General features: G+C 71.3%; 23 protein-coding genes and 2 pseudogenes. 9 read left to right on the forward strand and 16 right to left on the reverse strand.

From position 1 onward, the window contains the following. Positions 1–46 precede the first annotated feature (46 nt). A pseudogene (locus ACIRB7_RS16585) lies at positions 47–187 on the reverse strand (transposase); the annotation flags it as partial. A 202-nt stretch (positions 188–389) separates the two neighbouring features. Between ACIRB7_RS16585 and istA the strand changes: the two are divergent. Together istA and istB are read left to right on the forward strand one after the other, a co-directional pair. Next, a complete protein-coding gene (gene istA / locus ACIRB7_RS16590; protein ID WP_403598423.1) occupies positions 390–1,805 on the forward strand; it encodes an IS21 family transposase in 1,416 nt (471 codons plus the stop codon). Beyond that, positions 1,802–2,572: an IS21-like element helper ATPase IstB gene (gene istB / locus ACIRB7_RS16595; RefSeq protein ID WP_403598426.1), complete on the forward strand. Its 771-nt coding sequence runs from the start codon at positions 1,802–1,804 to the stop codon at positions 2,570–2,572. The genes istA and istB overlap by 4 nt, the downstream gene beginning before the upstream one ends. A 9-nt stretch (positions 2,573–2,581) precedes the next feature. Here the strand turns inward: istB and ACIRB7_RS16600 are convergent, their stop codons facing one another. Then, positions 2,582–2,986, reverse strand: a complete 405-nt coding sequence (locus ACIRB7_RS16600; protein WP_403598429.1) for a hypothetical protein — start codon at positions 2,984–2,986, stop codon at positions 2,582–2,584. A gap of 136 nt (positions 2,987–3,122) precedes the next feature. Here ACIRB7_RS16600 and ACIRB7_RS16605 point away from each other — a divergent pair, with 136 nt between their 5' ends. The 3 genes and pseudogenes from ACIRB7_RS16605 to ACIRB7_RS16615 all read left to right on the forward strand — a co-directional run. Further along, positions 3,123–3,650 (forward strand): endonuclease domain-containing protein, encoded by a 528-nt coding sequence (locus tag ACIRB7_RS16605; RefSeq protein ID WP_402079176.1) that lies wholly within the window; start codon positions 3,123–3,125, stop codon positions 3,648–3,650. 706 nt (positions 3,651–4,356) lie between these two features. Further along, on the forward strand, positions 4,357–4,647 hold the full coding sequence (locus tag ACIRB7_RS16610) for a hypothetical protein (RefSeq protein WP_329286870.1): 291 nt from the start codon (positions 4,357–4,359) through the stop codon (positions 4,645–4,647). A gap of 751 nt (positions 4,648–5,398) precedes the next feature. Beyond that, positions 5,399–5,584, forward strand: a pseudogene (locus ACIRB7_RS16615) (transposase); the annotation flags it as partial. 35 nt (positions 5,585–5,619) lie between these two features. Here the strand turns inward: ACIRB7_RS16615 and ACIRB7_RS16620 are convergent. From ACIRB7_RS16620 to ACIRB7_RS16650, 7 genes are all read right to left on the reverse strand, one after another. Further along, a complete protein-coding gene (locus tag ACIRB7_RS16620; RefSeq protein ID WP_403598433.1) occupies positions 5,620–7,920 on the reverse strand; it encodes an alpha-N-acetylglucosaminidase in 2,301 nt (766 codons plus the stop codon). 159 nt (positions 7,921–8,079) lie between these two features. Then, on the reverse strand, positions 8,080–8,658 hold the full coding sequence (locus ACIRB7_RS16625; RefSeq protein ID WP_403598436.1) for a hypothetical protein: 579 nt from the start codon (positions 8,656–8,658) through the stop codon (positions 8,080–8,082). Continuing rightward, positions 8,655–9,830, reverse strand: a complete 1,176-nt coding sequence (locus tag ACIRB7_RS16630) for an ROK family glucokinase (RefSeq protein ID WP_403598439.1) — start codon at positions 9,828–9,830, stop codon at positions 8,655–8,657. The genes ACIRB7_RS16625 and ACIRB7_RS16630 overlap by 4 nt, the downstream gene beginning before the upstream one ends. A 57-nt stretch (positions 9,831–9,887) precedes the next feature. Next, complete coding sequence (locus tag ACIRB7_RS16635) at positions 9,888–10,682, reverse strand: ATP-binding cassette domain-containing protein (protein ID WP_403598854.1); 795 nt, start codon at positions 10,680–10,682, stop codon at positions 9,888–9,890. 8 nt (positions 10,683–10,690) lie between these two features. Next, on the reverse strand, positions 10,691–11,746 hold the full coding sequence (locus tag ACIRB7_RS16640) for an ABC transporter permease (RefSeq protein WP_403598441.1): 1,056 nt from the start codon (positions 11,744–11,746) through the stop codon (positions 10,691–10,693). Next, entirely contained in the window at positions 11,743–12,762 is a 1,020-nt protein-coding gene (locus ACIRB7_RS16645) for a sugar ABC transporter substrate-binding protein (RefSeq protein WP_403598444.1), read from the reverse strand. Before ACIRB7_RS16645 ends, ACIRB7_RS16640 begins: the two co-directional genes overlap by 4 nt. 110 nt (positions 12,763–12,872) lie before the next feature. Continuing rightward, the gene (locus tag ACIRB7_RS16650) at positions 12,873–13,592 is read right to left on the reverse strand and encodes a GntR family transcriptional regulator (RefSeq protein ID WP_403598856.1); all 720 of its coding nucleotides are present in this window, start codon (positions 13,590–13,592) and stop codon (positions 12,873–12,875) included. 139 nt (positions 13,593–13,731) lie between these two features. On the opposite strand from ACIRB7_RS16650, the gene ACIRB7_RS16655 reads away from it, so the two are divergent. Next, positions 13,732–14,754 carry a Gfo/Idh/MocA family oxidoreductase gene (locus tag ACIRB7_RS16655; RefSeq protein WP_403598446.1) on the forward strand — a complete coding sequence of 341 codons (1,023 nt, stop codon included), beginning with the start codon at positions 13,732–13,734 and terminating at the stop codon, positions 14,752–14,754. 40 nt (positions 14,755–14,794) lie between these two features. On the opposite strand, the gene ACIRB7_RS16660 is transcribed toward ACIRB7_RS16655, so the two are convergent. From ACIRB7_RS16660 to ACIRB7_RS16670, 3 genes are read right to left on the reverse strand one after another with little or no spacing between them, the layout of a single operon-like run. Then, positions 14,795–15,973, reverse strand: a complete 1,179-nt coding sequence (locus ACIRB7_RS16660; protein ID WP_403598449.1) for a cytochrome P450 — start codon at positions 15,971–15,973, stop codon at positions 14,795–14,797. Between the two features lie 41 nt (positions 15,974–16,014). After that, complete coding sequence (locus ACIRB7_RS16665; protein WP_403598452.1) at positions 16,015–16,686, reverse strand: response regulator; 672 nt, start codon at positions 16,684–16,686, stop codon at positions 16,015–16,017. Beyond that, positions 16,683–17,897, reverse strand: coding sequence for a sensor histidine kinase (locus ACIRB7_RS16670; protein ID WP_403598455.1), 1,215 nt, complete (start codon positions 17,895–17,897; stop codon positions 16,683–16,685). Before ACIRB7_RS16670 ends, ACIRB7_RS16665 begins: the two co-directional genes overlap by 4 nt. Positions 17,898–18,042: 145 nt before the next feature. Here ACIRB7_RS16670 and ACIRB7_RS16675 point away from each other — a divergent pair, with 145 nt between their 5' ends. Continuing rightward, positions 18,043–18,264: a hypothetical protein gene (locus tag ACIRB7_RS16675; protein ID WP_403598458.1), complete on the forward strand. Its 222-nt coding sequence runs from the start codon at positions 18,043–18,045 to the stop codon at positions 18,262–18,264. A 55-nt stretch (positions 18,265–18,319) separates the two neighbouring features. Here ACIRB7_RS16675 and ACIRB7_RS16680 read toward each other — a convergent pair whose 3' ends face one another. Continuing rightward, positions 18,320–19,255 (reverse strand): DMT family transporter, encoded by a 936-nt coding sequence (locus tag ACIRB7_RS16680; RefSeq protein WP_403598461.1) that lies wholly within the window; start codon positions 19,253–19,255, stop codon positions 18,320–18,322. Between the two features lie 119 nt (positions 19,256–19,374). Continuing rightward, the gene (locus tag ACIRB7_RS16685) at positions 19,375–19,983 is read right to left on the reverse strand and encodes a dihydrofolate reductase family protein (protein ID WP_403598464.1); all 609 of its coding nucleotides are present in this window, start codon (positions 19,981–19,983) and stop codon (positions 19,375–19,377) included. A 179-nt stretch (positions 19,984–20,162) separates the two neighbouring features. Between ACIRB7_RS16685 and ACIRB7_RS16690 the strand changes: the two genes are divergently transcribed. After that, positions 20,163–20,903 (forward strand): SDR family NAD(P)-dependent oxidoreductase, encoded by a 741-nt coding sequence (locus tag ACIRB7_RS16690; protein WP_403598467.1) that lies wholly within the window; start codon positions 20,163–20,165, stop codon positions 20,901–20,903. Between the two features lie 278 nt (positions 20,904–21,181). On the opposite strand, the gene alc is transcribed toward ACIRB7_RS16690, so the two are convergent. Continuing rightward, positions 21,182–22,297, reverse strand: coding sequence for an allantoicase (gene alc / locus ACIRB7_RS16695; protein ID WP_403598469.1), 1,116 nt, complete (start codon positions 22,295–22,297; stop codon positions 21,182–21,184). 1 nt (position 22,298) lies between these two features. Next, positions 22,299–23,633, reverse strand: a complete 1,335-nt coding sequence (gene allB, locus ACIRB7_RS16700; RefSeq protein WP_403598472.1) for an allantoinase AllB — start codon at positions 23,631–23,633, stop codon at positions 22,299–22,301. Positions 23,634–23,972: 339 nt separating this feature from the next. Between allB and ACIRB7_RS16705 the strand changes: the two genes are divergently transcribed. Further along, positions 23,973–24,779 (forward strand): IclR family transcriptional regulator, encoded by an 807-nt coding sequence (locus tag ACIRB7_RS16705; RefSeq protein WP_351211487.1) that lies wholly within the window; start codon positions 23,973–23,975, stop codon positions 24,777–24,779. Positions 24,780–24,815 lie beyond the last annotated feature (36 nt).

The raw sequence follows: 24,815 nt of genomic DNA on the forward strand, positions 1-24,815 counted from the left end.
TTGCCTCCGCCCGGCTGAGCACCGCCGTGACCCCTTAAAGGTCATCTCATTTGGTGAGTCTGCGGTAGCAGATGAGGGTGAAGGCGAGGAAGTGGTCGGCCTTGCACTCGTAGCGACGGTGGAGTCGTCGGCAGCCGGCGAGCCAGGCCATGGTGCGTTCGATGGCCCAGCGGTGGCGGCCCAGTCGCTACGAGGACTCGAGATGCCCTCTTAAAGAGCGTTTTATCCCGTCTGGGGTGTTTGGTAAGTCGCCCAATGTCGGCGGTGTCGGCGTACACGTGAACGCACATAGCTGCGTACGGATGAACGTGCAGAGTTCTTGATGCGCTGAGGGCCGGCCCCCCGGCACGCTGCTGCCTGTTGTCGAAGGTCGCAGAGAGGGGTGGGCCATGGTCTTGGACCCGCAGCGCTGGCTCGAGCTCCGGCGTTTTCGCGGTTTGGTGGAGTCCGGGGCGATGAGCCTGTCGGAGGTTGCCAAGGAGACTGGGCTGAACTGGCGGACGGTCAGCAAGTACCTGTCTGCTGACTCGTCTGCGCCTCCGCGCCGGGTGTCGAGGGGTAAGCCGCGTAAGCGGGTGGTTGACGAGGTCGCTCCGCTGATCGACGCGATGCTGCGGGCGGAGATCCTGATGAAGGCTGCGGTGATTCACGAGCGGCTGGTAACGGAGTACGGGTTCACCGGGAACTACCAGCGGGTCAAGCTCTACGTTCAGGAGGCCCGCCCGAGAATCGCGGAGGAACTGGGGATCGCTCCGCGGGAGCTGGCGGGGATACATCGCCGGTTCGAGGTGATCCCGGGTGCTCAGGCTCAGGTGGACTGGGGCGATGAGGGCAAGCTCCTGGCCCACATGGGCATCCCGAAGGTCTACTCCTTCCATATGGTGCTGTCGTACTCGCGTGATCCGTTTTGCTGTTTCACCACCAGCCTGGACCTGCAGACGTTTTTCGACTGCCATCGGCGGGCATTCGCGCACTTCAACGGGGTTCCGATGACGATCGTCTACGACCGAACCAAGACGGTCGTGCGCCGTCACGTGGCTCCGGGTGAGGCGGTTCCACTGCATCCGGAGGCGGTCGGGTTCGCCGGTCACTACGACTTCGACATCGATGTGTTGGCTGCCTACCGGCCCCAGGGCAAGGGCCGCGTCGAACGCCAGGTCCTGATTGTCCGCGACCACGTTCTGTCGGGCCGGGCCTTCTCCTGCGTCGAGGAGATGGACGCCGCGTTCACCGCATGGGTGCCGAAACGGCGAACCCAGACGCACCGGACTCACCAGCAGGTGATCGGTGAGCGGGCAGTTCGTGACCACGCGGCTCTCAAGCCGTTGCCACCCACTCCGTATCTGGTGGCCGAACGTCATCTGCGGCCGGTCGGCAAGGACTGCCTGGTTGCCTTCGGCGGGAACCTCTACTCGGTCCCGGCCCGCAAGGTCCGACCGCGTCAACTGGTGGAGATCAGGGCCACGAAGTCGCAGGTCATGCTGCATTCCACCGTTGCCGACGCAAGCGGCGAGACGCTGCTGGCCATGCATCCACGGGCCGTCGGCCGAGGGGTCCGTGTCGTCGAAGAACAGCATTGGGACGGCCTGCCCACCGGCAAAGGACGTCGGACCGCCACCGGTGATGTATTGCCCCGGCCGCGTCACGATCGCCCCCCGGGCAAGGAGAGCGGACCGTTGCAAGCCCTCCTTAACCGGGCTGCGGCGACCCGCGTCGAGGTCGGCCGCCGGCCGTTGTCGGTCTATGACGAACTGACCGGGACCCGCCCTTTCACCAGTAACCGAGCGACGAAGGAATCGTCTTGAGCGAGCTGACCGGCAACCGCATCCGCACCACGGCGACCAAGCTCGGCCTGCCCCACCTGGCGGAATCCATCAACGAGTACACGCGGCGGGCGGACGAGGGGAAGATGGGCTACCTCGACTTCCTCGACCTGGTCCTCTCCGAGGAACTCGCCGTCCGCGACGACCGCCGCTTCCGCCAGGGCCTGCGGCTCTCTCGGCTGCCGCACCACAAAACACTGGATGAGTACGACTTCTCGTTCCAGCCGGAGCTCGACCCGCGCAAGATCAAAGACCTGGCCACCCTGTCCTTCGTCGAAGCGAAGGCCAATGCCGCCTTGCTGGGGCCGCCCGGCGTCGGCAAGACCCACATCGCGATCGCGCTGGCGGTCGCGGCCTGCCGGGCCGGCTACTCGATCTACTTCACCAGCCTCGACGACATGGTCCGCAACCTCAAGGCAGCCGAGGCGGCCGGACGTCTGACCAGCAAACTGGGCTCCTACCTGCGGCCGAGCGTTCTCGTGGTCGATGAAGTCGGCTACCAGCCTCTCGAACGCGCCGAGGCGAACCTGGTCTTCCAGGTCATCTCCAAGCGCTACGAAAAGGGCTCTATCATCCTGACCTCGAACAAGACCTTCAGCGAGTGGGGCCAGGTCTTCGGCGACGAAGTCCTCGCCACCACCATCCTCGACCGCCTCCTGCACCACTGCGAAGTCGTCGCCATCAACGGCCCCAGCTACCGGCTGAAGAACCGCCTCAAAGCCATCGAGCGCGAGACGGAAGTCGCCTGATCCGGGAGTTCAGTCCTGGCCCAGCTCCTCGCCCGGCGGGATGAAGGCGTCGGCACTGTCGGCATCGTCAACATGCCCGTGAGTGTCCATCGTGATGGCCGTTGCCCGGCCCTGCGAGGTGATCAGCCACGCGAGTACCTGTTCCGTGAGCGGGGTGTTCCCCGGGCCCTCGTCTTTCCAGTGGGCCCGCCACCCGCCACCAGGAACTGCGGCTACGACCTGGTCGGCCTTCTCAAGGTGGGAGAAGTCCTCGTAGTCCGTGACGGGACGCATGGCGCCTCGCTTCGGGTCGACTACAAGCGCCGTTCCAGTTGCCGGGTCCCATGCCTCCACCCGCACCATGCGGTCGATCTCGGTCTCGGTGCCATTGAAGATCGCGGTCCAGCCGGTCTGATTGAAGTAACGAAGGTCCACCGCCCCATCCTCTCGCATGGCGATGAGCGCAGCGGGCGGCTACTTGCTCTGCACGTTCATCCGTACGCACCTCTGCACATAGGCAAGTACGCCGACAGCAGCTAACCACTGCATCGCGCGCCGAGCTGGAGCGTTCATGAGCAAGGACCACGAGTCGGCGATGAAGGAGATGCGCCGTCGAGAAGCAGTCGAGCGCGAGTGGCTGGGAGGCGTAACGCGGGGCCGGCTGACCTTCTCGGAAGCCGAGACCTTCGATCGCCAGGGAGTGCCGTCTTGCCACACATGGAGGGTCCCCGGCAAAGAGGTGCCAGTGCACCTTTCTGCCACGCAGGCGGTCCGGCGTTGGCAAGCTGGCGCCTGCGCGATGTGCAGCGCGCACCCTGAGCGGCTACTGGTCGACCACTGTCACCGGACTGGTCTCGTGCGGGGCCTGCTGTGCACCAGTTGCAACACGTCTGAGGGGGTGCGGAATGTGCCATCGTTCGTCGCTTATCGGGAGCGGCCCCCTGCGGTGATGCTGGGCCTGGATGAGCAGTACGGCTCGGCCTGGGACGGTTTTGGGCTCGACCCGGCAGAGCGGGGCCAGCGCAACGCCGCCCACGTCGACGCTGCCGAAGCCCTCTTCGGAGGAATCGCTGACCGATTCCGACTGGGGAGAAAGTGACCGCTCACGAGGACGCTGTCGGCGTGCCACAGGCGTTGGCTACTTCTGGTTCGAGGGAGGCTCTTCCCCGAGTTCGAGCCTGAGCTTGCACACCTTGAGGCCGGCTGCGCGTCCTCGCATGGCCTGTCCGGTGTCGTAGGTGATCAGGGTGACTGGGCTGCCCGCCAATGTCTGAGCTGCCACAGCTCTGTCGACGATTTCGTCATCAGTGATGGGAAGCCTTTGATGGCCGGGGGGATCGAAGAGACTCGACCGTCACGGGCCCTCGCGGCGTCGGAATGCGGCCCGTGGGGTCTGTGACCTTGTCGTCTTGGGCCTTCAGGAGTCCCGGCTGTGATGGGTCCTCGCTGAGGATGCGGTCCAGTACGGCGAGGGTGTAGCCGGCTCTGTATCGCACAAGCGGTTTGCTGGCTTGCGGCAGGCCGCCCTCCATCTCGAGGACGTAAGCGAAGCGCCAGTGGGACGTTAGAGGAGAGGGCGAGGATATCCACGTCGGGTGGCAGGGGGGTTGGTTCTTCCCGCTCCCCGACATGACCACGCCACTCGGCAAAGGAATATGGACATGCGCGGATTCAAGAGTGCCCTCGCGACAGTCGCGGCTTTGGCCGCTTTCGCGGGGGTGGGGGTCGCGGCGTCGCCGGCACAGGCGGCGACCTACTGCTCGACCAAGGGGCAGACATACATCTGTGAGTACGGCGTCTCGACCATGAGATTCGCCAACGGGACGAAGGAGGAGTTCGTCGTCGGTGCCGATCACGCGGTGTGGACGAACTGGACCAGGTCCGACGGATCCTGGAACGGCTGGATGTCCATGGGCGGGTGGGTCCAGAGCCGCATCTACGCGACCCCTGAGCAGGAGAACAGCACTTCGCTCCTCTACATCATCGCCACCGGCTCGGACGGCAACGACTGGGCCCGTGTGCGCCACTCCAACGGCTACTGGACCAGCTGGCAGCCCCGCTGCTTCGCCATCCCGGAGGGCCATAACTGCGCGTAACCGGCGGGGCGAGCGGTACTCGCCCCGACCACCGCACGCGGTCCACGGGGTGTCACTGGCGGCGGACCGCACACCGGCGCGGCGCGTAGCACGGATCATCGAGGAGCCTTTCGAGGAATGTGGCGCGGAAGTGGCCTGGCAGGGTCGAAGCTGCGCATCTGGTCGCGGCCGGTGATCGGCTCGGCCGCCCGGCTCCCGCGGCCTGCAACGGCAACTTGGGGTGCCGGTCCGCAGAGCGGGAACAGCAGTGCCGGGGCCTGCAGGTGGCCGCGGTCCCACCTTCTGGCTCCGCGACTTGCCCCCGCCCTCCCCGCAGGCGGAATCGGCCGGGAGGCGGCCGGTGCCCGGCGTGGCGGCACTGCCCGGGGCCGCCCAGTCCGTGGGGCGGGAGGCGCAGCCTGGTTGTGCGCCGCATCCTCCCGCCCCACGGCGTCCTCGGCGGCCGGGGGCCCGAGGCGGCTGTGGGCGGGCGTAGATGGGGTGGCACCTGTTGCCCGAGCGACCCGTATGGAGCCGATGACGTGAGCCCCCGCACCGCCCCGAACCTGCCCGATGAGGGCCTGGCCATCGGCTTCCAGCCGTATTTGCCCGTGGAGATGCGCTGGGAAAGGGCGGTCGCGGACGGCCCTCCCCTCGACGTTTCCCACGCCTTCGGCATCTTCGACAGGACGCTGTGCGGAGTCCAGCAAGTCGGCATGTCGCCGTCTGATTACGGATGGCTGCCGCAGCTGTGCCCGGTTGCGAGCGCGGCATCGCCCGTATGGGCGTCGAATCCTCGCAGCGACTGGGCCGCCACCGCTGGACCATCGAACGCACCATGGCCTGGCTCGCCGGCTGCCGACGACTCCACCGTCGCTACGAACGCGAGGCCGACCACTTCCTCGCCTACACCAGCATTGCCTGCACCCTCATCTGCTATCGCAGACTCACCAAATGAGATGACCTCTTGGCTGAGCGCCGCCCGGTCCCCGCCTAGTCCAGCGCCGCCCGCTCAGGGGTGCGGCGCCACTGGTGGAGCGGGCCTGCCGTGTCGGTGGCGGCTTGGGTCGGCTGGGGGGCGGGCAGGGCTTCGTGTACGGCGGTGGCCAGGGTCACCGGGTCGCCCGAGGTCCGGACGGGGTACGGGTCACGCTCCTGGTTCCAGGCGTTCTCGACGGCGAACCAGTCGATGGCGGCCGGGGCCCGGCCGGTGGCGAGGGCGGTGTCGAGGGAGTCGAGGTACGTCGTCCAGCGCATGGCGTAGAAGTCGGAGACGAGCCCGGACCATTCCCGGTTGGCGTAGTCGTGGAGGCCGCCCGCGTCGCTGCCGGAGCGGTGGCCCCAGGTGGTGAGGACGGAGCGGGCGTCGAACTCGGCCGCGGCCCGCTCCTGCTCGGTGCCGCCCCAGGCCTTGGCGTCCTCGAGCCAGGGCCCGAGGAGGAACCGGCGGTCCGTGGCGAGGAGTTCGTCGAGGAGGGTGAGATGGCCCTTCCATTCGGTGGCCAGCTGCCGGAACCGGGAAAGGTCCTTGGCGTCGTAGGCGGTCTTGATCCGCGGGAGCAGGGTCCGGCTGTGGTTGGCGAGGGCCTGCCGTGCGACGTCGACCAGGTCGAAGCGGTAGGCGTCGGTGGTCCGCAGTCCGGGGGCGACACGCAGCAGTTCCGTCAGCGCCCGCCGTACCGTGCCCGCGTCATAACGCATGCCCGCGGGCCCCCAGCTGGCCGCCTTGGTCGCCGTCAGCCGGGGGCGGGCGGTGAACAGGCTGTCCTGGGGCTCGCTCCAGGCGCCGGACGGGGTGCTGTACGGGCCGCCGCGGAGCAGCTCCCACGCCTTGGCGGCGTGCGGGTCGGCGCCTCCGTAACGCCGCTCGGCGTACTCGGCGAACCATGCCCGGTGGTCCAGCGGGCCGGTGCGCCAGGCCAGTTCGGCGAACAGCTCGTAGGCGACGGGGTTCTGGCCCGTGCCCTCCGGCAGGTAGGCGATGCCCTTGAGGGTGCTGCCCGGCTTGGAGCGCCACGCGTCGAAGCGGTCGGCCCAGACGGCGGTGTTGGCGCCGATGGTGGTGTGACCGCCGAAGTTGGGGATCGTGCCGAAGGCGTAGGGCGCGCCGTGCCAGGTGGTCTCCCGGTCGAGTCCGTCGAAGCGGTCCGACAGGCCGTCGACGATGAGGAGCCTGTTCTTGTCGACGGCGTCGATGATCTGCGTGGAGGGGTTCTTCTGCCAGCCGAGCAGGGTCCAGACGGCGCCGGGGCGCGCGGTCTGCAAGGCGTTCATGACGGCCTTGGCGGCCTCTCCCATGGGGACGTCCCCGGGCCGTCCGCCCTCGTGGAGCAGGTCCATCTTGTACATCGTGGAGTCGCCGAGGAGTTGCCGCTGGTGGCGGTAGAAGGAGGCGGCGACCTCGCGGTACACCGGGCTGCGCGGGTCGAGCCAGTCGGGCCGGTCGAAGCCGACCCAGCGGCCCTGCGGGACGACGGGTCCTGTGGGGTTCCTCGCGGTGAAGGACGGGGGCACGGTGCCGAAGTAGCCGGGCAGTACCGGGGTCATGCCGAGCTGGCGCAGCCGGTCCGCGATCCTGCGGCCCAGCGCCGCGCGGTCGTCGAGCAGCCGCTCGGAGACGGGGCCGCCGAAGTCCGACATGTTCTGCATCAGCCACCACGGCTGGTGCGCGGGGCCGGGGATCCAGGTGCGGAGCTGGTCCTCGGAGTAGCCGAACTCCTGGAACGTCCGGTGGTAGACGGCGTCGGCGCCCATCTGGACGAAGACCTCGTTCGCGCCGTGCAGGGCGAGCAGGTCGATCTGCTTCTCGAACGCGGCCCAGTCGCGGTAGGCGCCGGAGTAGCCGTCGTCGGTGTCGTTGAGCGCGAAGCGGTGGGGCACGGACGCGTCCTTGCGGACGGTGCCGGAGGGGGCGGGGAGGATCCGGGGCAGTTTCGCCGTGCTGTCGCCGGGCCATCCGATGTCGACCTTGGCGGTGTACTTCAGGTACCAGTTGACGCCGCTGAGGAGGACGGCGGGGCTGGTGCCTTCGATCCGTGGCGCACCGGCGCGGCCGGAGACGGTGAAGTAGTCGCCGGAGGCGGGGCGGCTCACCGGGACGAGGGTGAACTGGGAGGCGTGGCGGGGCAGCAGGCGGGCGAGCGCCGCTCTGGCCGGGCCGACACCGAACGCGGACTGCCCGGCGGCGGCCGCTGCGGTGGGGTCCGGCGGCGCGGCGGCCCCGGCCCCGGTCGTGGCCGGTACGGCGAGGGCCAGGGCCACGATCGCGGATGCCCAGAAGGCCAGTCTTCTCACGGCGGCTACCCATCGGAGCAGGGGTGGTGATGGAGCGTCCGATCATTTGAAGGCGGGCCCAGGAGCCCGTCAAGGCAACGCACCGCTCGTCGTGAGGGGAACACCTGCGGGAATGACGACCGTCCGGCGCGGGGCGCGGGAGTGTGACCCCTCGGGGGGTCAGGGGCTGGTCGTCGAGACCGTGTGGACGCGCGGGAAGGCGGGGTCCGTGAGGTCGACGGTGATGTCGGTGGTCGGGCGCGGTGCCTCGCGCTTCACCGTGGTGCCCGCCCAGTCCACGCCCTCGACGAAGTTCCAGCCGACGATGTCGGCGTCGCGCTCGCCGATGGTGATCCGGCCGGGTGTGAGCGCGGCGCGGCCGGTGCCGGACTCGGCCAGGTAGGCGTCGAGGCCGCCGGCGGTGGTCGTGAACTGGACGTACAGCCGGCTCGTCCGCCAGTTGCTGGTCTCGTAGTAGGCGACGTCCCAGGACCCGGCCGGGACCGGGACCTCGAAGACCCGGCGCTTCATCAGCGAGGGCCAGTTGTCCTGGAGGCCGGCCGCGGAGGACTCGCGTTCCTTGTCGCGGCCGCTGTCCCGGCTCTGGCCGGCGGAGACGACGAGGTAGCCGGCCGGGATGCCGACGAGCAGCACGATGATGACGGCGGTCAGCCAGCGGCGGCGGATCATGTGCCGGTGGTCCTCGGGCAGCTTGTCCCGGGTGTCGCGCGGTGGGAGGGATTGGCGGGGCACGGTCATGAGGGCGGGTCCTCGGGGGGACGGGCGGCCAGGGCCGAGGTCCCGTGGCGCAGGGCCTGGGCGTAGCGCTCGTACCGTTCGTACCGCTCGACCCGGCGCCGGTTGGCGCGGCGGAAGCGGCGGGCGACGAGCCGGGCGAGGTCGGCGGCGCCGACCATGCCGGCCTCGGGGCCGAGCTGGGCGCGGGTGATACGGGCCTCGGGGCGGTAGCCGCGGCCGGTGAGGTGGCGGCGGAAGGAGTCCCTCGCGGGGCCGATGAGCAGGTCGTCGGCGGCCGAGACGCCGCCGCCGATGACGAAGCAGGAGGGGTCGAGGGCGGCGGCGAGGTTGGCGATGCCGACCCCGAGCCACTGGCCGATGTCCTGGAGCAGCTCGACGCACATGGCGTCGCCCTCGCGGGCGAGCTCGGTGATGAGCGGTCCGGTGATCTCGGGGATGTTGCCCTTGACACGGTCGATGATGCTGTACGCGACCGGGGAGTCGGCGGCGGCCAGCTCGCGGGCCTCGCGGACCAGGGCGTTCCCGGAGCTGTACTGCTCCCAGCAGCCGCGGTTGCCGCAGGGGCAGCGGTGTCCGCCGGGGACGACCTGCATATGGCCGAACTCGCCGGCGACGCCGTACTTGCCGCGCTTGACCTGGCCGCCCTCCAGGATGGCGCCGCCGATGCCGGTGCCGAGGGTGATCATGACGAGGTGGTCCTCGTCGCGGCCGGCGCCGAAGCGCCACTCGGCCCAGGCGGCGGTGTTGGCGTCGTTGTCGACCATGACGGGGACGGCGAGGCGGCCCTGGAGGGCGTCGCGGAGGGGCTCGTTGCGCCAGGCGAGGTGCGGGGCGAAGAGCACCGTGGCGCGCTCGGCGTCGACCCAGCCGGCCGCGCCGATGCCGACGGCGTGCACGTCGTGCCGGTCGGAGAGGTCGAGGACCAGTTCGACGATGGTGTCCTCGACGACCTTGGGGCTCTTGGACTTGTCCGGGGTCTCCGTGCGGATCTTCTCCAGGATGTTGCCGTCGGCGTCGACGACACCGGCCATCACCTTCGTACCGCCGATGTCGATGCCGACGGTCGGCACCCGGGGCGCCGTCAGGTGGGAGCGCCGCTCCCGGGTGCCGACGGTCCGCAGCACGGTGCCGCGGGCGGAGCCCCGGTGCGCGAGGTCACGGTAGGTACTCATCGGCTCCGATTCTGCCAGGTGGGGGGTGAGGGGGCCGTTACATCGGGGAGGGCGCGGTCACGTCGCGGAGGGCCGCTCCAGTTCGTGGCGGAGGTCGTCCAGCTCGGTGCCGCCGGCCATCTGCCGGGTCAACTCGTCGAGCGTGACGGAGCCCTTGGTGTGGCTGCCTGCCATCACACCGCGCTTCAGGAGGACGAAGCGGTCGCCGACGAGGTAGGCATGGTGCGGGTTGTGCGTGATGAGGACCACGCCGAGACCCTGGTCGCGGGCGGCGGCGACGTACTTGAGGACGACTCCGGACTGCTTGACGCCGAGGGCGGCGGTCGGCTCGTCGAGGACGAGGACCTTGGCGCCGAAGTGGACGGCGCGGGCGATGGCCACGCACTGGCGCTCGCCGCCGGAGAGGGTGCCGATCGGCTGATCGACGTCGCGCAGGTCGATGCCCATGCGGAGCAGGGCCTCGCGGGTGGTGGACCGCATCAGGCCGACGTCGAGCCGCTTGAAGGGGCCGGAGCCCTTGGTGGGCTCGGAGCCGAGGAAGAAGTTCCGCCAGACCGGCATGAGGGGGACGACGGCGAGGTCCTGGTAGACGGTGGCGATGCCCCGGTCGAGGGCGTCGCGCGGGTTGGCGAGGGAGACGTCCTCGCCCTCGATACGGAAGACGCCGGCGTCGTGCCGGTGAAGGCCCGCGACGATCTTGATGAGGGTGGACTTGCCGGCGCCGTTGTCGCCGAGGACGCAGGTGATCTCGCCGGAGCGGACCTCCAGGGAGACGCCTTCGAGGGCGCGGATGTTGCCGTAGTACTTGCTGACGTCGTCGAGCTCGACGAGGGGAGCGGACTCGGTCGTCATGGCCGTCGTCACTTGGTGGCCTCCACGCGCTTGCGGATCCAGGCGTTGAGCAGGGTCGCCAGGAGGAGCATCGCTCCCAGGAAGAACTTGAACCAGTCCGGGTTCCACTCGGCGTACACGATGCCCTTGCTGGTCATGCCGAAGATGAGGGCGCCGACGGCCGAGCCGATGGCGGAGCCGTATCCGCCGGTGATCAGGCAGCCGCCGATGACGGCCGCGATGATGTAGATGAGCTCGTTGCCGACGCCTTCGCCGGACTGGACGACGTCGAAGGAGAACAGCAGGTGCTGGCCGGAGACCCAGGCGCAGAAGGCCACGCCCAGGTAGAGGCCGATCTTCGTCCGGAAGACGGGGACGCCGACCGCGCGGGCCGCGTCGGCGCCGCCGCCGACCGCGAAGATCCAGTTGCCGAAGCGGGTGCGGAGCAGGATCCAGGTGGCGAGCGCGACGAGGCCGAGCCACCACAGGATGGTGACCTTGAACTCGACGCCGCCGACGGTCAGCTGCGAGGCGAACAGCTTCCGGGCGGATGAGAAGCCCTCCATGTCGGCGATGGTCTTGGTGGAGACAGTGCCGCTGATCAGCTTGGTGAGGCCCAGGTTCAGGCCGGTCAGCATGAGGAAGGTGCCGAGCGTGATGATGAAGCTGGGCAGTTTCGTACGGGTCAGCATGAAGCCGTTGAAGGCGCCGACGGCCAGCGTGACGAGCAGCGAGACGCCGACACCGACCCAGACGTTCGCCGTCATCTGGTAGCTGAACATCGAGGAGATCAGCGCCGAGCTGGTGACGAGCACACCGGCGGACAGGTCGAACTCGCCGCCGATCATGAGGAGCGCGACGGGGACGGCCATGATGCCGATGGTGGAGGCCGCGTAGAGCACGGTCCCGAGGCTGGAGGCCTTCAGGAAGCTGTCGGCGACCACCGAGAAGAAGACGAAGACGGCGATGGCGCCGACGACCGAGCCGAGCTCGGGGCGGGCGAGGAGCTTCTTCAGCGGCGAGGTGCGGAGCAGCCGTTCGTCGACGTGGTCGACGCCGTCGGCCGGTGGGGCGGTGGAACTCATCGGGTGCCCCGCTCCGCGTACTCGACGAGCTTCGCGGCGTCGTCCTCGGTGATGATCTGGGGGCCGGTGAGGACCGGCTTCCCGCCGCCGAGGACGTCGGCGTTGTAGCGGTACAGCCAGAGCAGGTCGACGGCCTCGTAGCCCTGGAGGTAGGGCTGCTGGTCGACGGCGAAGCCGAGGGTGCCGGCCTTGAGGGCGGTGGCGACCTTGGCGTTGAGGTCGAAAGTGTCGACCTCGGCCTTGCTGCCGGCGCTCTTGGCGGCCTGGACGGCGGTGTCGGCGAAAGGGGCGCCGAGGGTGACGACGGCGTCGATGTCCTGGTCGGACTGGAGCTTCGCCTCGATGGAGGCCTTGACGTCCGGCATGTTGGTGCCGTCGACATAGAGGTTGACCAGTTCGCCGCCGAAGGTCTTCTTCGTCCCGGCGCAGCGCTGCTCGTGGCCGACGTTGCCCTGCTCGTGCAGGACGCAGAGTGCCTTCTTCCTGCCCCGCTTGTCGAGCTCCTCGCCGACGGCCTCGCCCGCGACGGTCTCGTCCTGGCCGATGTGGGTGAGCGCGCCGTACGCCTTGGACTGCTCGGCGCCGGAGTTCACGGTGATCACCGGGATGCCGGCCTTGACGGCCTTCTCGACGGCGGCCTTCATGGCGTCGGGCTTGGCGAGGGTCACGATCAGTCCGTCGACGCCCTTGGCGACGTACGAGTCGATCAGCTGCGCCTGCTGCTGTGCCTCGTCGTTGTGGGCGTAGAGGAAGTTGATGTTGTCCTTGGCGGCGGCCTGCTTGGCGCCCTTCTGGACGATGTCCCAGAAGGTGTCGCCGTCACCCGAGTGGGTCACCATGGCGAAGGTCCAGCGGGGGGTGTCGACGGCCGCCCTGCCCTGGGCCTCCGCCGCCTTGCGGGCGTCCTCCGCCCTCTTGCCGCCGGTGCTGCTGCATCCGGCGAGCGCTCCTGTGAGCGCGAGCGCGAGCACGGCGCCGATTGCGGCGCGTACCCCTCCTGTCCGAAGCCTGGTCACGAGGCCGTGCCCTCCTTTGTGTCCTTCTGCGTGCATTGCAGTATCGGTCATGCGGGTCGTGGCGCTCGTCAGGGGGGCCGTCTGTGGCCTTCTCGCCCACCGCCCCCGGGCTATGGACGGACCATCAGCTGGAACTCGAAGGTGTAGCGGGCGGCCCGGTAGAGGTGGGAGCCGTACTCGACGGCCCGGCCGGTGTCGTCGAAGGTGACGCGCTCCATCGTCAGCAGCGGCGCGCCCTCCCTCTCGTCGAGCAGCGCCGCCTCCTCGGCGGTCGCGGCGCGGGCGCCGACGGTCTGCCGGGCGCTGTGCAGGGTGAGCGCGGCGGCGCGGAGCATCCGGTAGAGACCGGTGGTCTCCAGTCGCTCGGTGTCCGCTTCGACGAGCCCGGCCGGGAGGTGGTTGCGGAGGTACGCCATGGGCTCGCCGTGCGCGGTACGGAGCCGTTCGAGGTAGAGGACCTCGCTGCCCTCGGGTACACGGAGGGCGGCCGCGACCGGGGCGGTGGCGGGTTCGACGCGGTGGACGAGGACGCGGGTGGCGGGGAGTTGCCCCGCGGCGTCGAGATCGTCGTACAGGCTGCTGAGTTCGAGCGGGCGCCGGACCGTGCTGTGCACGACCTGGGTGCCGATGCCCCGGCGGCGGACGAGGAGGCCCTTGTCGACGAGGGTCTGGATGGCCTGGCGGACGGTGGGACGGGAGAGGCCGAGGCGGGTGGCGAGGTCGATCTCGTTGCCGAGGAGGGTGCCCGGGGTCAGCGTCCCGTTCGCCACGGCGTCCTCCAGCTGCCCGGCCAGCTGGAAGTAGAGCGGGACCGGGCTGCTGCGGTCCACGGCGAGCGGGGGCAGGGGGGAGCCGGACTGCTTGGACACGGGGCGAGCGTAGCCCGGTGCGCTGATGACGGGAAGTCGTGACGTCCGGTTGTCCTGACAAATCCTTGACACCGGGGACGTGCGCCTCCACGGTGGGGCCATGCGCATCGGACTCATCGGTACGGGACGGATCGGGAGCTTCCACGCGGGGGTGCTGGCCCGCCACCCGGAGGTCGAGTCGCTGGTCCTCGCGGACGTGGACGCCGGCCGGGCCGCCGGGGTCGCCGGGGCCCTCGGGGCGGCGGGGGCTCTCGGGGCGGAGGCCGCGCCGGACGTGACGGCGCTGTTCGCGCACGCCCTGGACGCCGTGGTGATCGCCTCGGCGACGGCCGCGCACGCGGAGCTGATCGCCCGCGCGGCGGGCGCCGGGATCCCGACCTTCTGCGAGAAGCCGATCGCCCTCGACGTGCCGGGGACGAGGACCGCGCTCGCGGCGGTGGCGGAGGCGGGGACCGAGCTCCAGCTGGGGTTCATGCGCCGCTTCGACGCCGGGTACCGGGCGGCGCGGGAGGCCGTACGGTCGGGGCGGCTCGGCCGGCTGCACACCGTACGGGCGGCGACCTCCGACCCGGAGCCGCCGCCCGCCGCGTATCTGCCGCTCTCCGGCGGCCTCTTCCGGGACTGTCTGGTGCACGACTTCGACATCGTCCGCTGGGTGACCGGCCGGGAGGTCGTGGAGGTGTACGCGACGGGCTCGGACGCGGGGCCCGCGATGTTCCGGGAGGCGGGGGACGTGTCCACGGCCGCCGCGCTCCTCACCCTGGACGACGGGACGCTGGTGACGGCGACCGCGACCCGCCGCAACGGCGCCGGGTACGACGTCCGCATGGAGCTGGCGGGCGACCGGGACCAGATCGCGGTGGGCCTGGACGACCGCACCCCGCTCACCTCGGTGGAGCCACGGGGGCCGGCCGCGCCGGGAAAGCCCTGGCCGGGGTTCCTCGAACGGTTCGCCCCCGCGTATGAGGCCGAGCTCGACGCCTTCGTCCGGCTCGTACGCGGCGAGGCCCCCAACCCGTGCGACGGGCGTGAGGCCCTTGAGGCGCTGCGGATCGCGGAGGCGTGCGAGCGCTCGCGCCGGGAGCGGCGGCCGGTACGGGTGAGGGAGAGCGGGTCGGTTTGAGGGGTGGGCGCGGGCGACCGGGCGGGGCGGGCCGGGCGCCTTACCAGCGGACCGGGAGGTGGCGGACGCCTCGCATGAGGAGGCCCGGGAGCCACTCCCACGGCGGGCCCTCGGGGTCGAGTTCCAGGCGGGGGAAGCGGTCGAGCAGCGTCCGGAGCGCGATCCGGCCCTCCAGGCGGGCGAGCGGGGCGCCCAGGCAGTAGTGGATGCCGTGGCCGAAGGCGAGGTGGCCGCGGGTGTCCCGGCGGATGGCGAAGCGGTCGGGGTCGGGGAAGCGGGCCGGGTCGCGGTCGAGCGCCCCGATGGCCACGAGGACGCTCGCCCCCGCCGGGATGTCGGCGCCGCCGAGGGAGACGGGCTCCCGGGTGAAGCGGAAGGTGCTGGTCTCCACGGGCCCGTCGTACCGCAGGGACTCCTCGATCGTCCCGTCGAGGAGTCCGGGGTCGGCGCGCAGGGCGGCGAGTTCCTCGGGGTGGGTGAGGAGGTTGCGGACGGTGTTGGCGATGAGGTTGACGGTGGTCTCGTGGCCTGCGATGAGCAGCAGGTAGGCCATGGCCCGGAGTTCGGGCCCGGAGAGCCGGTCGCCGTCCTCGGCGCGGGCGGCGATCAGACCGGAGAGCAGGTCGTCGGCGGGGCCCGCGGCCCGCTTGTCCTCGATGAGCTCGTCGAGGTAGCCGGCGAAGCTCTCCATGGCCTGGGTGAGGGCCGTCTCGTCGCTGGGCGTGACGAGCTCGGTCGACCAGCGCCGGAAGGTGTCGCGGTCGGCGGCGGGCACCCCGAGGAGTTCGCAGATGACGGTGATCGGCAGCGGGTACGCGTAGGCGTCGACGAGGTCGGCGCGGCCTGCCGGTTCCATCGCGTCGACGAGCTCGGCGGTGAGCCGCTCGACGCGCGGGCGCAGGCTCTCCACCCGGCGGGCGGTGAACTCGCGCGTGACGAGCTGCCGGAGCCGGGTGTGGTCGGGGGCGTCCGCCGCGAGGAGGTGGACGCCGATGATGTCCTCCTCCGGCGGCCGTACGCCGATCACGGAGGGGGACTTGGCGAGCCGGGGGTCGGCGAGCGCCGCGCGCCCCTCCTCGTGGCCGACGACCAGCCAGAACTCGTAACCGTCGGGGAGTCGTACCGGGTGGACGGGGCCGGCCGCTCGGAGTTTCGCGTAGAAGGGGTACGGGTCGACGGTGAAGTCCTCGCCGTACTCCCCCAGTTCGATGACGGACATCCCCGCAGCCTAGCCGAGGGGCCTCGGGCGCACCGGATGGTTCAGGCCGGGTCGTCCTCGTCGAGGAGGCCCGCGTCATGGACGAGGAGGGCGATCTGGACGCGGTTGTTCAGGCCGAGTTTGGCGAGGACGCGGCTGACGTGGGTCTTGACCGTCGGGACGCCCATGTACAGCTGGGCCGCGATCTCGGCGTTGGAGCGGCCGCGGCCGACGGCGACGGCCACCTCCCGTTCGCGGGCGGCGAGTGCGGTGAGCCGGTCGGCGGCCGCGGCGCGCCTGGGCTGTTCGGGCTGCCCCGCGACATGGGTCATGAGCTGGCGGGTGACGGCCGGGGAGAGTACGGGGTCCCCGGTGGCGACCCGGCGGACGGCGGCGACGATCTCGGCGGGCGGGGTGTCCTTGAGGACGAAGCCCGCGGCGCCGGCCCGCAGGGCGCTCAGCACCTGCTCGTCGGCGTGGAAGGTGGTGAGGACGACGACCTCGGGGGCGCCGGGCCGGGCGCGGAGGCGTGCGGTGGCGGTGAGGCCGTCCACCTGGGGCATGCGGATGTCCATGAGGACGACGTCGGGGGCGTGGCGGGCGACGAGTTCGGGGACCTCGCTGCCGTCGGCGCCCTCCCCCACGATCTCCAGGTCCTCGGCGCCGCCGAGCATGAGGGTGAGGCCCGCACGGACCAGGGGGTCGTCGTCGACGATGAGCAGCCGGATGGTCATGGGGGCCACGGTAGCCAGGCGTGCAGGGTGAATCCGCCGTCGGGGCCGGGCCCGTGGTCCAGCCGGCCGCCGGCGAGGGCGGCGCGTTCGGTGAGGCCGATGAGGCCCTGGCCTGAGCCGGGTACGTGCGGGACAGGTCCGGCGGGGGCGGGGTTGTGGACGCCGACGGTGAGGCCCTCGCCGGGGCGGCCGCGCACGGTGACGGTGACCGGCGTGCCGGGGGCGTGCTTCCGGGCGTTGGTGAGGCCCTCCTGGGCGATGCGGTAGACGGTGCGGCCGGTGGCGGCGGGCACGGTCGCCGGGTCGTCGACGGTGGTGTCGAGGACGACCTCCGCCCCGGCCTCGCGGGATTCGTCGATCAGCGCGCCGAGGGTGGCGAGGGTGGGCTGCGGCCGGTTGCCGCCGTCGCCGTTCTCGTCGGGTGCGCGCAGGACTCCGATGATCTCGCGGAGGTCCTGGAGGGCTTCGTGGGCGCTGTCGCGGATGACTCCTGCGGCGCGGGCCACCTGCTCGGGAGGGGCGTCGGGCCGGAACTCCAGGGCTCCGGCGTGCACGCTGAGCAGGGTGAGCCGGTGGGCGAGGACGTCGTGCATCTCGCGGGCGATGGACTCGCGGGCGAGCCGCTGGGCCTGGGCGACGCGGAGTTCGGCCTCCGCCTCGGCGCGGCGGGCGCGTTCCCTGAGGGCCTCGACGAGCTGGCGGCGGGAGCGGACGAGCATGCCCCAGGCGGTGACGAGGAGGACGAGGACCAGGCTGAGGGCGAGGTTGAGCCCGGTCGAGGTCTCGGGGTCGGGGCGGACGAAGACCGACACGGCCGAGCCGACGACGGCGAGGGCCGCGACCCAGGAGATCTCACGGAAGGGCCGGCGTACGGCGAGGCTGAAGAGGCTTGCCAGGAGGGCGCCGCCGGCGACGGGGACCACGCTGCTCACGAGGGCGAGCGCGACCGCGAGCCCCATGGGCCGGCGGCGGCGCAGCCAGAGGGCGCAGCAGGCGGCGGCGCCGATCACCTGGTCGGTGAGGGTGACGGCCTCGCTGGTGTATTTGGCGCTGGTCTCCACCGCGAGCAGGCCGACGAGGGCGGCGAGGAGGAAGAGCGAGGTGTCCACGATCCAGTCGCGGACGGTACGGCGGGGCCGGGCCGCTCCGTCCCCGCCCGGTTCGACCAGGTGGGAGGGGAGCAGCCAGCGCTGCCGGTCCGTGCGAGTCATATCCGCAATGTACGCAGGCCGGGGGCGGTCGAGCGGTCGTGCGGGCGGTCGGGCTACCGGAGTCGCGCGGGTCGATACTTTCGTATCGGCCGCCGTAGACGAGCGGCGGACGCGTCCGGTCGCCGCTGCCCGCCATGATCGGATCATGAAAGGTTTTCTGGAGGGCCTCGGGGCCCTGCTCTGTGTGGCGGGCGTCTGCGGAGTGATCCGCGAGCTGACGGACGGCTGGTTCAGATTCGTGGGTCTGACGCGGTTCCTCACGGAGAACGTGGGGTTCCTGGAGGGACGGGAGCTGTTCGCGAACATCGTGATCGCGGCCCTCGGCATAGCCCTCGCGACCATGGCGAGCCGGGTGGTGAAGTCCTGACCGGCCGGTCCCGGCCTCGCCGGGTGCTCGCGGTGTCGAGGCGCGGTCGGAGTACCTAGCCGCCGTCGTGGGCGGCGGCCTTGCGGCCCCAGCTGGTGCCCGCGAGGACGAGGACCGCGCCCGCGAGACCGAGGACGCCGGGGCGGTCTCCGGCGAGGGCGATGCCGACGGCGGCGGCCCAGAGCGGTTCCGTGCCGAGGAGGAGGCTGACCCGGGACGGGGAGGTGCGGCGGACCGCCCACATCTGCACGAAGAAGGCGAAGAGCGTGCAGAAGACGGAGAGGAAGATCAGCCCTGCCCACTCGCGGGGGCCGAAGTCGAGGGCCACCGCCCAGGGCGAGGCACCCGTGCCGGGGAAGGCCGCGATGACGGCGAAGACGGCGACGGCGGCGCCGAGCTGGACGGTGGTGAGGGAGAGCGAGTCGGCGTCCTGGACCGCCTTGGTCCGGGACATGGCCAGGACGTGGACGGTACGGGCGACGGCGGCGAGCAGCATGAGCAGGTCGCCGAGGGAGGGGGCGGTGAACCCGCCGCCCTGGGTGAGGAGGACGACGCCGGTGACGGAGAGCGCGGCGGCGGCGAGGAAGGCACGGGGCGGGGCCACCCGGGTGAGGGCGGCCTCGGCGAGCGGGGTGAGGATCATGGTGAGGCTGATGATCAGACCGGCGTTGGTGGCGGAGGTGTGGACGACGCCGTAGGTCTCCAGGAGGAAGATCCCGCCGAGGATCAGCCCGAGGGTCGCGGCGCCGCGCCACTGGGCCGCGCTCAGGGCCCGCAGCCTGGCCCAGCCGGCGACGACGAGGACGGGCAGCACCACCGCGAACCGCAGCACGAGGACCGCGATGACGGTGTGGGTGGTGGTGATGCCCTTGGCCGCGAGATAGCTGGCGCCCCAGACGACGGCGACGAGCAGGACGGGCAGATCGGTGAGCCAGGCGCGGCGGGGGGCGCCGAGGGAAACGGGCGCGGCGACGGGGGACGTGGCAGACATGGCGGGCCGGTTCTCCAACTCTCAAGGTGGGGTGGAGACTTCAACGGCTCGCACGCGGAGCGCTCACCGTACCCGGCCCGGCCTGTGGTGGCTACACCTTTCTGGAGGCGGCGGCCGTGTCAGTAGCTGCCGTACGTGGGGCGGCCCGCCAGTTCGTACGTGTGGATGGCGATGCCCGAGCCGGTGGTCCGCGCGGCGGTGTGCCGGAAGGCGGCGGGGTGGACGCCGTCGGAGAAGAGACGGCGGCCGGTGCCGAGGAGCACGGGGAAGACGAGCAGGTGCAGGGTGTCGATCAGGTCGTGGTCGAGGAGCGTCCGGGCGAGACCGGCGCTGCCGTGCATCTGGATCTCGCCGCCGGTGCGCTCCTTGAGGGCGGCGACCTCCTTGACGACGTCTCCGCGGAGCAGGGTGGTTCCGGACCAGTCGGCGGAGTCGAGGGTGGTGGTGGCGACGTACTTGGGGAGCGCGTTGAGCTTGCTCGCGATCGGGTCGGCGGGGTCCGTCTGCTTCGGCCAGTAGCCGGCGAAGATCTCGTACGTACGGCGGCCGAGGAGGAAGGCCGTCGGCCGGGCGAAGACCTCCTCGACGAACCGGCCGAAGTCCTCGTCGCCGTACGGCACGGACCAGCCGCCGTGCTCGAAGCCGCCGCTGGGGTCCTCGTCCGGGCCGCCGGGGGCCTGGTGGACGCCGTCGAGGGTGAGGAACTGGGTGAGGCTGAGCGTGGCCATGGTGGTGCCCTTTCGTCTCCGGTCCATCGTGTCTCACCAGTGCAGACGGCACAGCTCGGCGAAAGTCATCGGCGTTCGGGGCGGGTCCGGGTCGGGGTCCGATTCCCGCCAGCGTCCGGACGCACGGACGGCTTTCATTGAACCCGCAACCACTTAGGTCTTTCTCACGGAGGTTCGGGATGTCCACGATGAACGGCACGGCGGTTCTGGTGACGGGCGGCAGCAGGGGAATCGGCGCGGCGACGGCCGTCCGCCTCGCCCAGGAGGGCGCCGACGTGGCCTTCACCTACGTCCAGGACGAGGTACGGGCCAAGGCGGTCGCCGCGCGGATCGAGGCGGCCGGACGCAGGGCGCTCCCCCTGCGGGCCGACGCGGCCGACGCCGGGGACGCGGCGGGCGCGGTGGAGTGGGCGGCGGACGCCCTGGGCCGGCTCGACGTCCTCGTGAACAGCGTGGGCGCCGGGGTCCTCGGCCCGCTGGAGTCGCTGACCCTGGCGGACGTGGACCGGGTCCTCGCGGTGAACGTCCGTGCGGCGTTCCTCGCCTCGCAGGCGGCGGCCGCGCGGCTGCCGGAGGGCGGCCGGATCGTCACGATCGGCACCTGCATGACGCAGCGGGTGCCGGGGCCTGGCGGCACGCTGTACGCGACGAGCAAGTCGGCGCTGATCGGCCTGACGAAGTCGCTCGCCCGGGAGCTGGGCGGGCGTGGCATCACGGCCAACATCGTGCACCCCGGCCCCATCGACACCGACATGAACCCGGCGGACGGCCCGTACGCGGAGGGCCAGGCGGCCATGACGGCGCTCGGCCGCTTCGGCACCCCGGACGAGGTGGCCGCGATGGTCGCCTTCCTGGCGGGCCCGGGGGGCCGGTACGTGACGGGCGCCGAGTTCGCGGTGGACGGCGGCCACGCGGCGTGACCCGGGGCGGGCGCCGGGCGCCCGCCGTTGTGCCTCGGCCCTCCCGCCACCCCCAGAACCGGCGAGTGAGCCGAAGGGGCGCGCCGGGGGAACGGCCCCGAGCGCGCGGAGCCTCCTGAGGAACGAAGGAGGCGAGCACGGTCGGGACCGTGAGCCCGGCTCCAGCGCCCCGGAGGCGAACCGAGCCCTAAAAAAAGGGGGGAGGGCGCACCGGTGCTGTCTGGCCGGTGCGCCCTCGCGGGGCCGGGCGGGGTGTCGTGCCCGCCCAGTTCAGGGGGTCAGCCGCCGAGTTCCTGGTGGCGGGCGGTCAGGCGTGCCGTACCGGCTTCCGTGAGGGAGCCGAAGAGGCGGAGGCGGGAGATGCCGCCGTCGGGGTAGATGTCGACCCGGACGCGGGAGCCGACCGCGGGGGTGTCGAGCACGAAGCGGTGGTTGGTGTCGGGCTGGAGGCGGGTCCGGGGCAGGATCTCGGTCCACTCCTCGGAGCCCTCGGCGGCGACGGAGAGGGCGGCCCAGCCGGCGCTGTTGCCCTTGAGGTACGCGGTGTCGATCTCGACGGCGCGGATCTCGGACTCGGCGGCGAGCTGGTAGCGGATCCAGTCGTTGCCCTTGTCGCGGCGGCGGCGGGTCTCCCAGCCGTCGTCCATCTTGCGGGAGCGGCCCGGCTGGATGGTGTTGGTGGCCGGGGAGTAGAAGCGGTCGGAGGCGTCCTCGACCTGGCCGCCGTTCTCCAGGGCCGCGAGGTCGAAGGTGCCGAGGACGCCGAGCCATGCCGGGTCCGGGGCGACCTCGCCGTACACGCGGAGGCGGGCGATGCCGCCGTCGGGGTGCTGGTTGACGCGCAGGTGGGTGAAGCGCTGCTCGATGTCGACGGCGAAGCCGTTGGCGGCGTGGCCGCCGACGGCGGTGCGCGGGACGAGCGTCGTCCACTTCACGTCGTCGGCGAGGAGTTCCTCGGGCGAGGGCGAGCCGGCGACGGAGGTGGCCTCGACGGAGACGGCCTGCGGGTAGTTGCCGCGGAAGTGGGCGGTGTCGAGGACGATGCCGCGGACGACACCGGGCGCGCCGAGCCGTACGAGGGCCCAGTCGTGGTCGTCCTCGGTGGGGTGCGGCTGCTGGGCGGAGACGCCGCGGCGGCGGCGGGTCTCCCAGCCGTCCATGATCTTGCCCTTGTGGCCGAAGTGCTCGGGGTCGAACTCGGCGGCGTCGGGCTTGAGCAGGTTCTCGCGCTCCGCGAAGAACTCGTCGTTGGCGGCGATGACACCGGCGCCGAGGCGCCGGTCGGCGAGGTCCGCGTACCGGGTGAAGGCGAAGTCGGCCGTCCGGTAGTCGGCGTAGGGGTCGCCGCCACCGTAGGGGCTCGCGTCACCGGTGAAGCTGGGTATGACGGACACGTCAGTTGCTCCTTTCGAGGAGGCGGCCGGAGGGCTCGGCGAGGGTGCCGTGGTCGACGATCCGCTCTCCGCGCAGCCAGGTGGAGGTGACGACGCCGCTGAGGGTCTTGCCCGCGTAGGCGGTGATCCGGTTGCGGTGCTGGAGCTCCGCCGGGTCGACGGTGAAGGTGGCGTCGGGGGCGAGGACGGCGAAGTCGGCGTCGCGGCCGGCCTCGATGGCGCCCTTGCGGGTGAGTCCGGCGAGCCGGGCCGGGCCCTCGGACATCCAGCGGACGACGTCCTCCAGGGTGTGGCCGCGGCGGCGGGCCTCGGTCCAGATGGCGGGGAGGCCGAGCTGGAGGGAGGAGATGCCGCCCCAGGCGGACGCGAAGTCGGGGGTCTTGAGGTCGGCGGTGGACGGCGAGTGGTCGGAGACGATGCAGTCGATCGTGCCGTCCGCGAGTCCCTGCCAGAGCGCGTCCTGGTTGGCGGCCTCGCGGATGGGCGGGCAGCACTTGAACTCGGTGGCGCCGTCCGGGATCTCCTCGGCGGTGAGCGTGAGGAAGTGCGGGCAGGACTCGACGGTGATCTTGACCCCCTCGGCCTTCGCGGCGGCGATCAGCGGCAGCGCGTCGGAGGAGGAGAGGTGCAGGACGTGGACGCGGGCGTTCAGCCTGCGGGCCTGGTTGACCAGGTTCTCGATCGCCGTGTTCTCGGCGTCCCGGGGGCGGGAGGCGAGGAAGTCGGCGTACGCGCCGCCCGGGCGCTGAGGCGCGGCGGCGAGGTGGTGCGGGTCCTCGGCGTGCACGATCATCAGGCCGTCGAAGCCGGAGATCTCGGCGAGCGAGGTCGCCAGCTGCTCCTGGTCCAGCTCGGGGAACTCGTCCACGCCGGACGGCGACAGGAAGCACTTGAAGCCGAAGACACCGGCGTCGTGGAGCGGCCGCAGGTCCTTGACGTTGTCGGGCAGGGCGCCGCCCCAGAAGCCGACGTCGATGTGGGCCTTGGCGCGGGCGACCTCCTGCTTGGTCCGCAGGTTCTCCACGGTGGTGGTCGGCGGCAGCGAGTTGAGGGGCATGTCGAGCAGGGTGGTGATGCCACCGGCGGCGGCCGCGCGGGTGGCGGTCCAGAAGCCCTCCCATTCGGTGCGGCCGGGGTCGTTCACGTGCACGTGGGTGTCGACGAGTCCGGGCAGGACGACGTCGTCGCCGACGTCCTCGAGCCGGGCGCCGGCGGGTACCTCGGCGTCGTACGGCAGCACGGCCGCGATCGTCCCTCCGGAGACGGCGATCGACGCCGGGTGTGTCCCCTCGGGGGTGATGACACGCGTCGAGCGCAGGACCAGGTTGACGTCCACCCGTACCCCTCTCTTCAAGTGACTCGCAGAGAAAAACTGAGAAATTCAACGAACTGTTGAAAAGGAGTCTTCACTTCCGGGCGACATGTCGTCAAGGGCACACTTCCAGCATCGTCCACTGACGAACCCGTCTTGGATGTTTCCACAAAGTGGAATCAGAATTCCGTACAGTAGAACGTAGCTCCACACATGCGGGGCAGAGCCGGACCCCGCCGAGCCCTCCCCGACACCGGACAAACACCCCCTGACCGGCCCGTACACCAGCACCGGGGCCAGGCGCCCCGGCCGGTGGCCCGGTAGGCTGCTGCCTTGCCCGCCTGCCTCGAAAGGACCGTTGACGTGCCGACGTCCAGCGCCAGCACCACCGACGCCGCCAAACCCGCCGCGAGCGGGGGCGTCCAGTCCCTTGAGCGTGCCTTCGACCTCCTGGAGCGGATGGCCGACGCCGGGGGCGAGGTCGGGCTGAGCGAGCTCTCCGCCAGCAGCGGACTCCCGCTCCCCACCATCCACCGCCTGATGCGCACCCTGGTCGCCTGCGGCTACGTGCGCCAGCAGCCCAACCGGCGGTACGCGCTCGGCCCCCGGCTCATCCGGCTCGGCGAGTCCGCCTCCCGCCTCCTCGGCACCTGGGCCCGCCCGTACCTCGCGCGGCTCGTCGAGGAGACCGGCGAGACCGCGAACATGGCGCTGCTCGACGGCGACGAGATCGTGTACGTGGCGCAGGTGCCGTCCAAGCACTCGATGCGCATGTTCACCGAGGTCGGCCGACGGGTGCTGCCGCACTCGACGGGTGTCGGCAAGGCGCTCCTCGCGCACACCCCGGCGGAGGAGATCCGCGCGCTGCTGGCCCGTACCGGCATGCCCGCCGCGACCGAGAAGACGATCACCACGCCGGACGGCTTCCTCGACGCGCTCGTCGCGGTCCGCGAGACGGGGTACGCGGTCGACGACAACGAGCAGGAGATAGGAGTCCGCTGCCTCGCGGTGTCGGTGCCCAACTCGCCCACCGCCGCGGCGATCTCCATCTCGGGCCCGGCGGGCCGGGTGACCGAGGCGGCCACGGAGAAGATCGTCCCGATCCTCCAGCAGGTCGCCCGCGAACTCTCGACGGCGCTGGCGAACACGGCGGGCAACGGCCAGGGCTGAGGCACTCCTCACCACCCCGCCTGACCCCGCGGCCGC

Source organism: Streptomyces sp. NPDC093795 (assembly GCF_044764665.1).
Classification (GTDB): domain Bacteria; phylum Actinomycetota; class Actinomycetes; order Streptomycetales; family Streptomycetaceae; genus Streptomyces.

Coding starts and splice junctions, on each gene's coding strand:
- istA (WP_403598423.1), top strand. CDS start 390: ATGGTCTTGGACCCGCAGCGCTGGCTCGAGCTCCGGCGTTTTCGCGGT.
- ACIRB7_RS16605 (WP_402079176.1), top strand. CDS start 3,123: ATGAGCAAGGACCACGAGTCGGCGATGAAGGAGATGCGCCGTCGAGAA.
- ACIRB7_RS16610 (WP_329286870.1), top strand. CDS start 4,357: ATGAGATTCGCCAACGGGACGAAGGAGGAGTTCGTCGTCGGTGCCGAT.
- ACIRB7_RS16625 (WP_403598436.1), bottom strand. CDS start 8,658: ATGACCGTGCCCCGCCAATCCCTCCCACCGCGCGACACCCGGGACAAG.
- ACIRB7_RS16630 (WP_403598439.1), bottom strand. CDS start 9,830: ATGAGTACCTACCGTGACCTCGCGCACCGGGGCTCCGCCCGCGGCACC.
- ACIRB7_RS16635 (WP_403598854.1), bottom strand. CDS start 10,682: ATGACGACCGAGTCCGCTCCCCTCGTCGAGCTCGACGACGTCAGCAAG.
- ACIRB7_RS16640 (WP_403598441.1), bottom strand. CDS start 11,746: ATGAGTTCCACCGCCCCACCGGCCGACGGCGTCGACCACGTCGACGAA.
- ACIRB7_RS16655 (WP_403598446.1), top strand. CDS start 13,732: ATGCGCATCGGACTCATCGGTACGGGACGGATCGGGAGCTTCCACGCG.
- ACIRB7_RS16660 (WP_403598449.1), bottom strand. CDS start 15,973: ATGTCCGTCATCGAACTGGGGGAGTACGGCGAGGACTTCACCGTCGAC.
- ACIRB7_RS16665 (WP_403598452.1), bottom strand. CDS start 16,686: ATGACCATCCGGCTGCTCATCGTCGACGACGACCCCCTGGTCCGTGCG.
- ACIRB7_RS16670 (WP_403598455.1), bottom strand. CDS start 17,897: ATGACTCGCACGGACCGGCAGCGCTGGCTGCTCCCCTCCCACCTGGTC.
- ACIRB7_RS16675 (WP_403598458.1), top strand. CDS start 18,043: ATGAAAGGTTTTCTGGAGGGCCTCGGGGCCCTGCTCTGTGTGGCGGGC.
- ACIRB7_RS16680 (WP_403598461.1), bottom strand. CDS start 19,255: ATGTCTGCCACGTCCCCCGTCGCCGCGCCCGTTTCCCTCGGCGCCCCC.
- ACIRB7_RS16685 (WP_403598464.1), bottom strand. CDS start 19,983: ATGGCCACGCTCAGCCTCACCCAGTTCCTCACCCTCGACGGCGTCCAC.
- ACIRB7_RS16690 (WP_403598467.1), top strand. CDS start 20,163: ATGTCCACGATGAACGGCACGGCGGTTCTGGTGACGGGCGGCAGCAGG.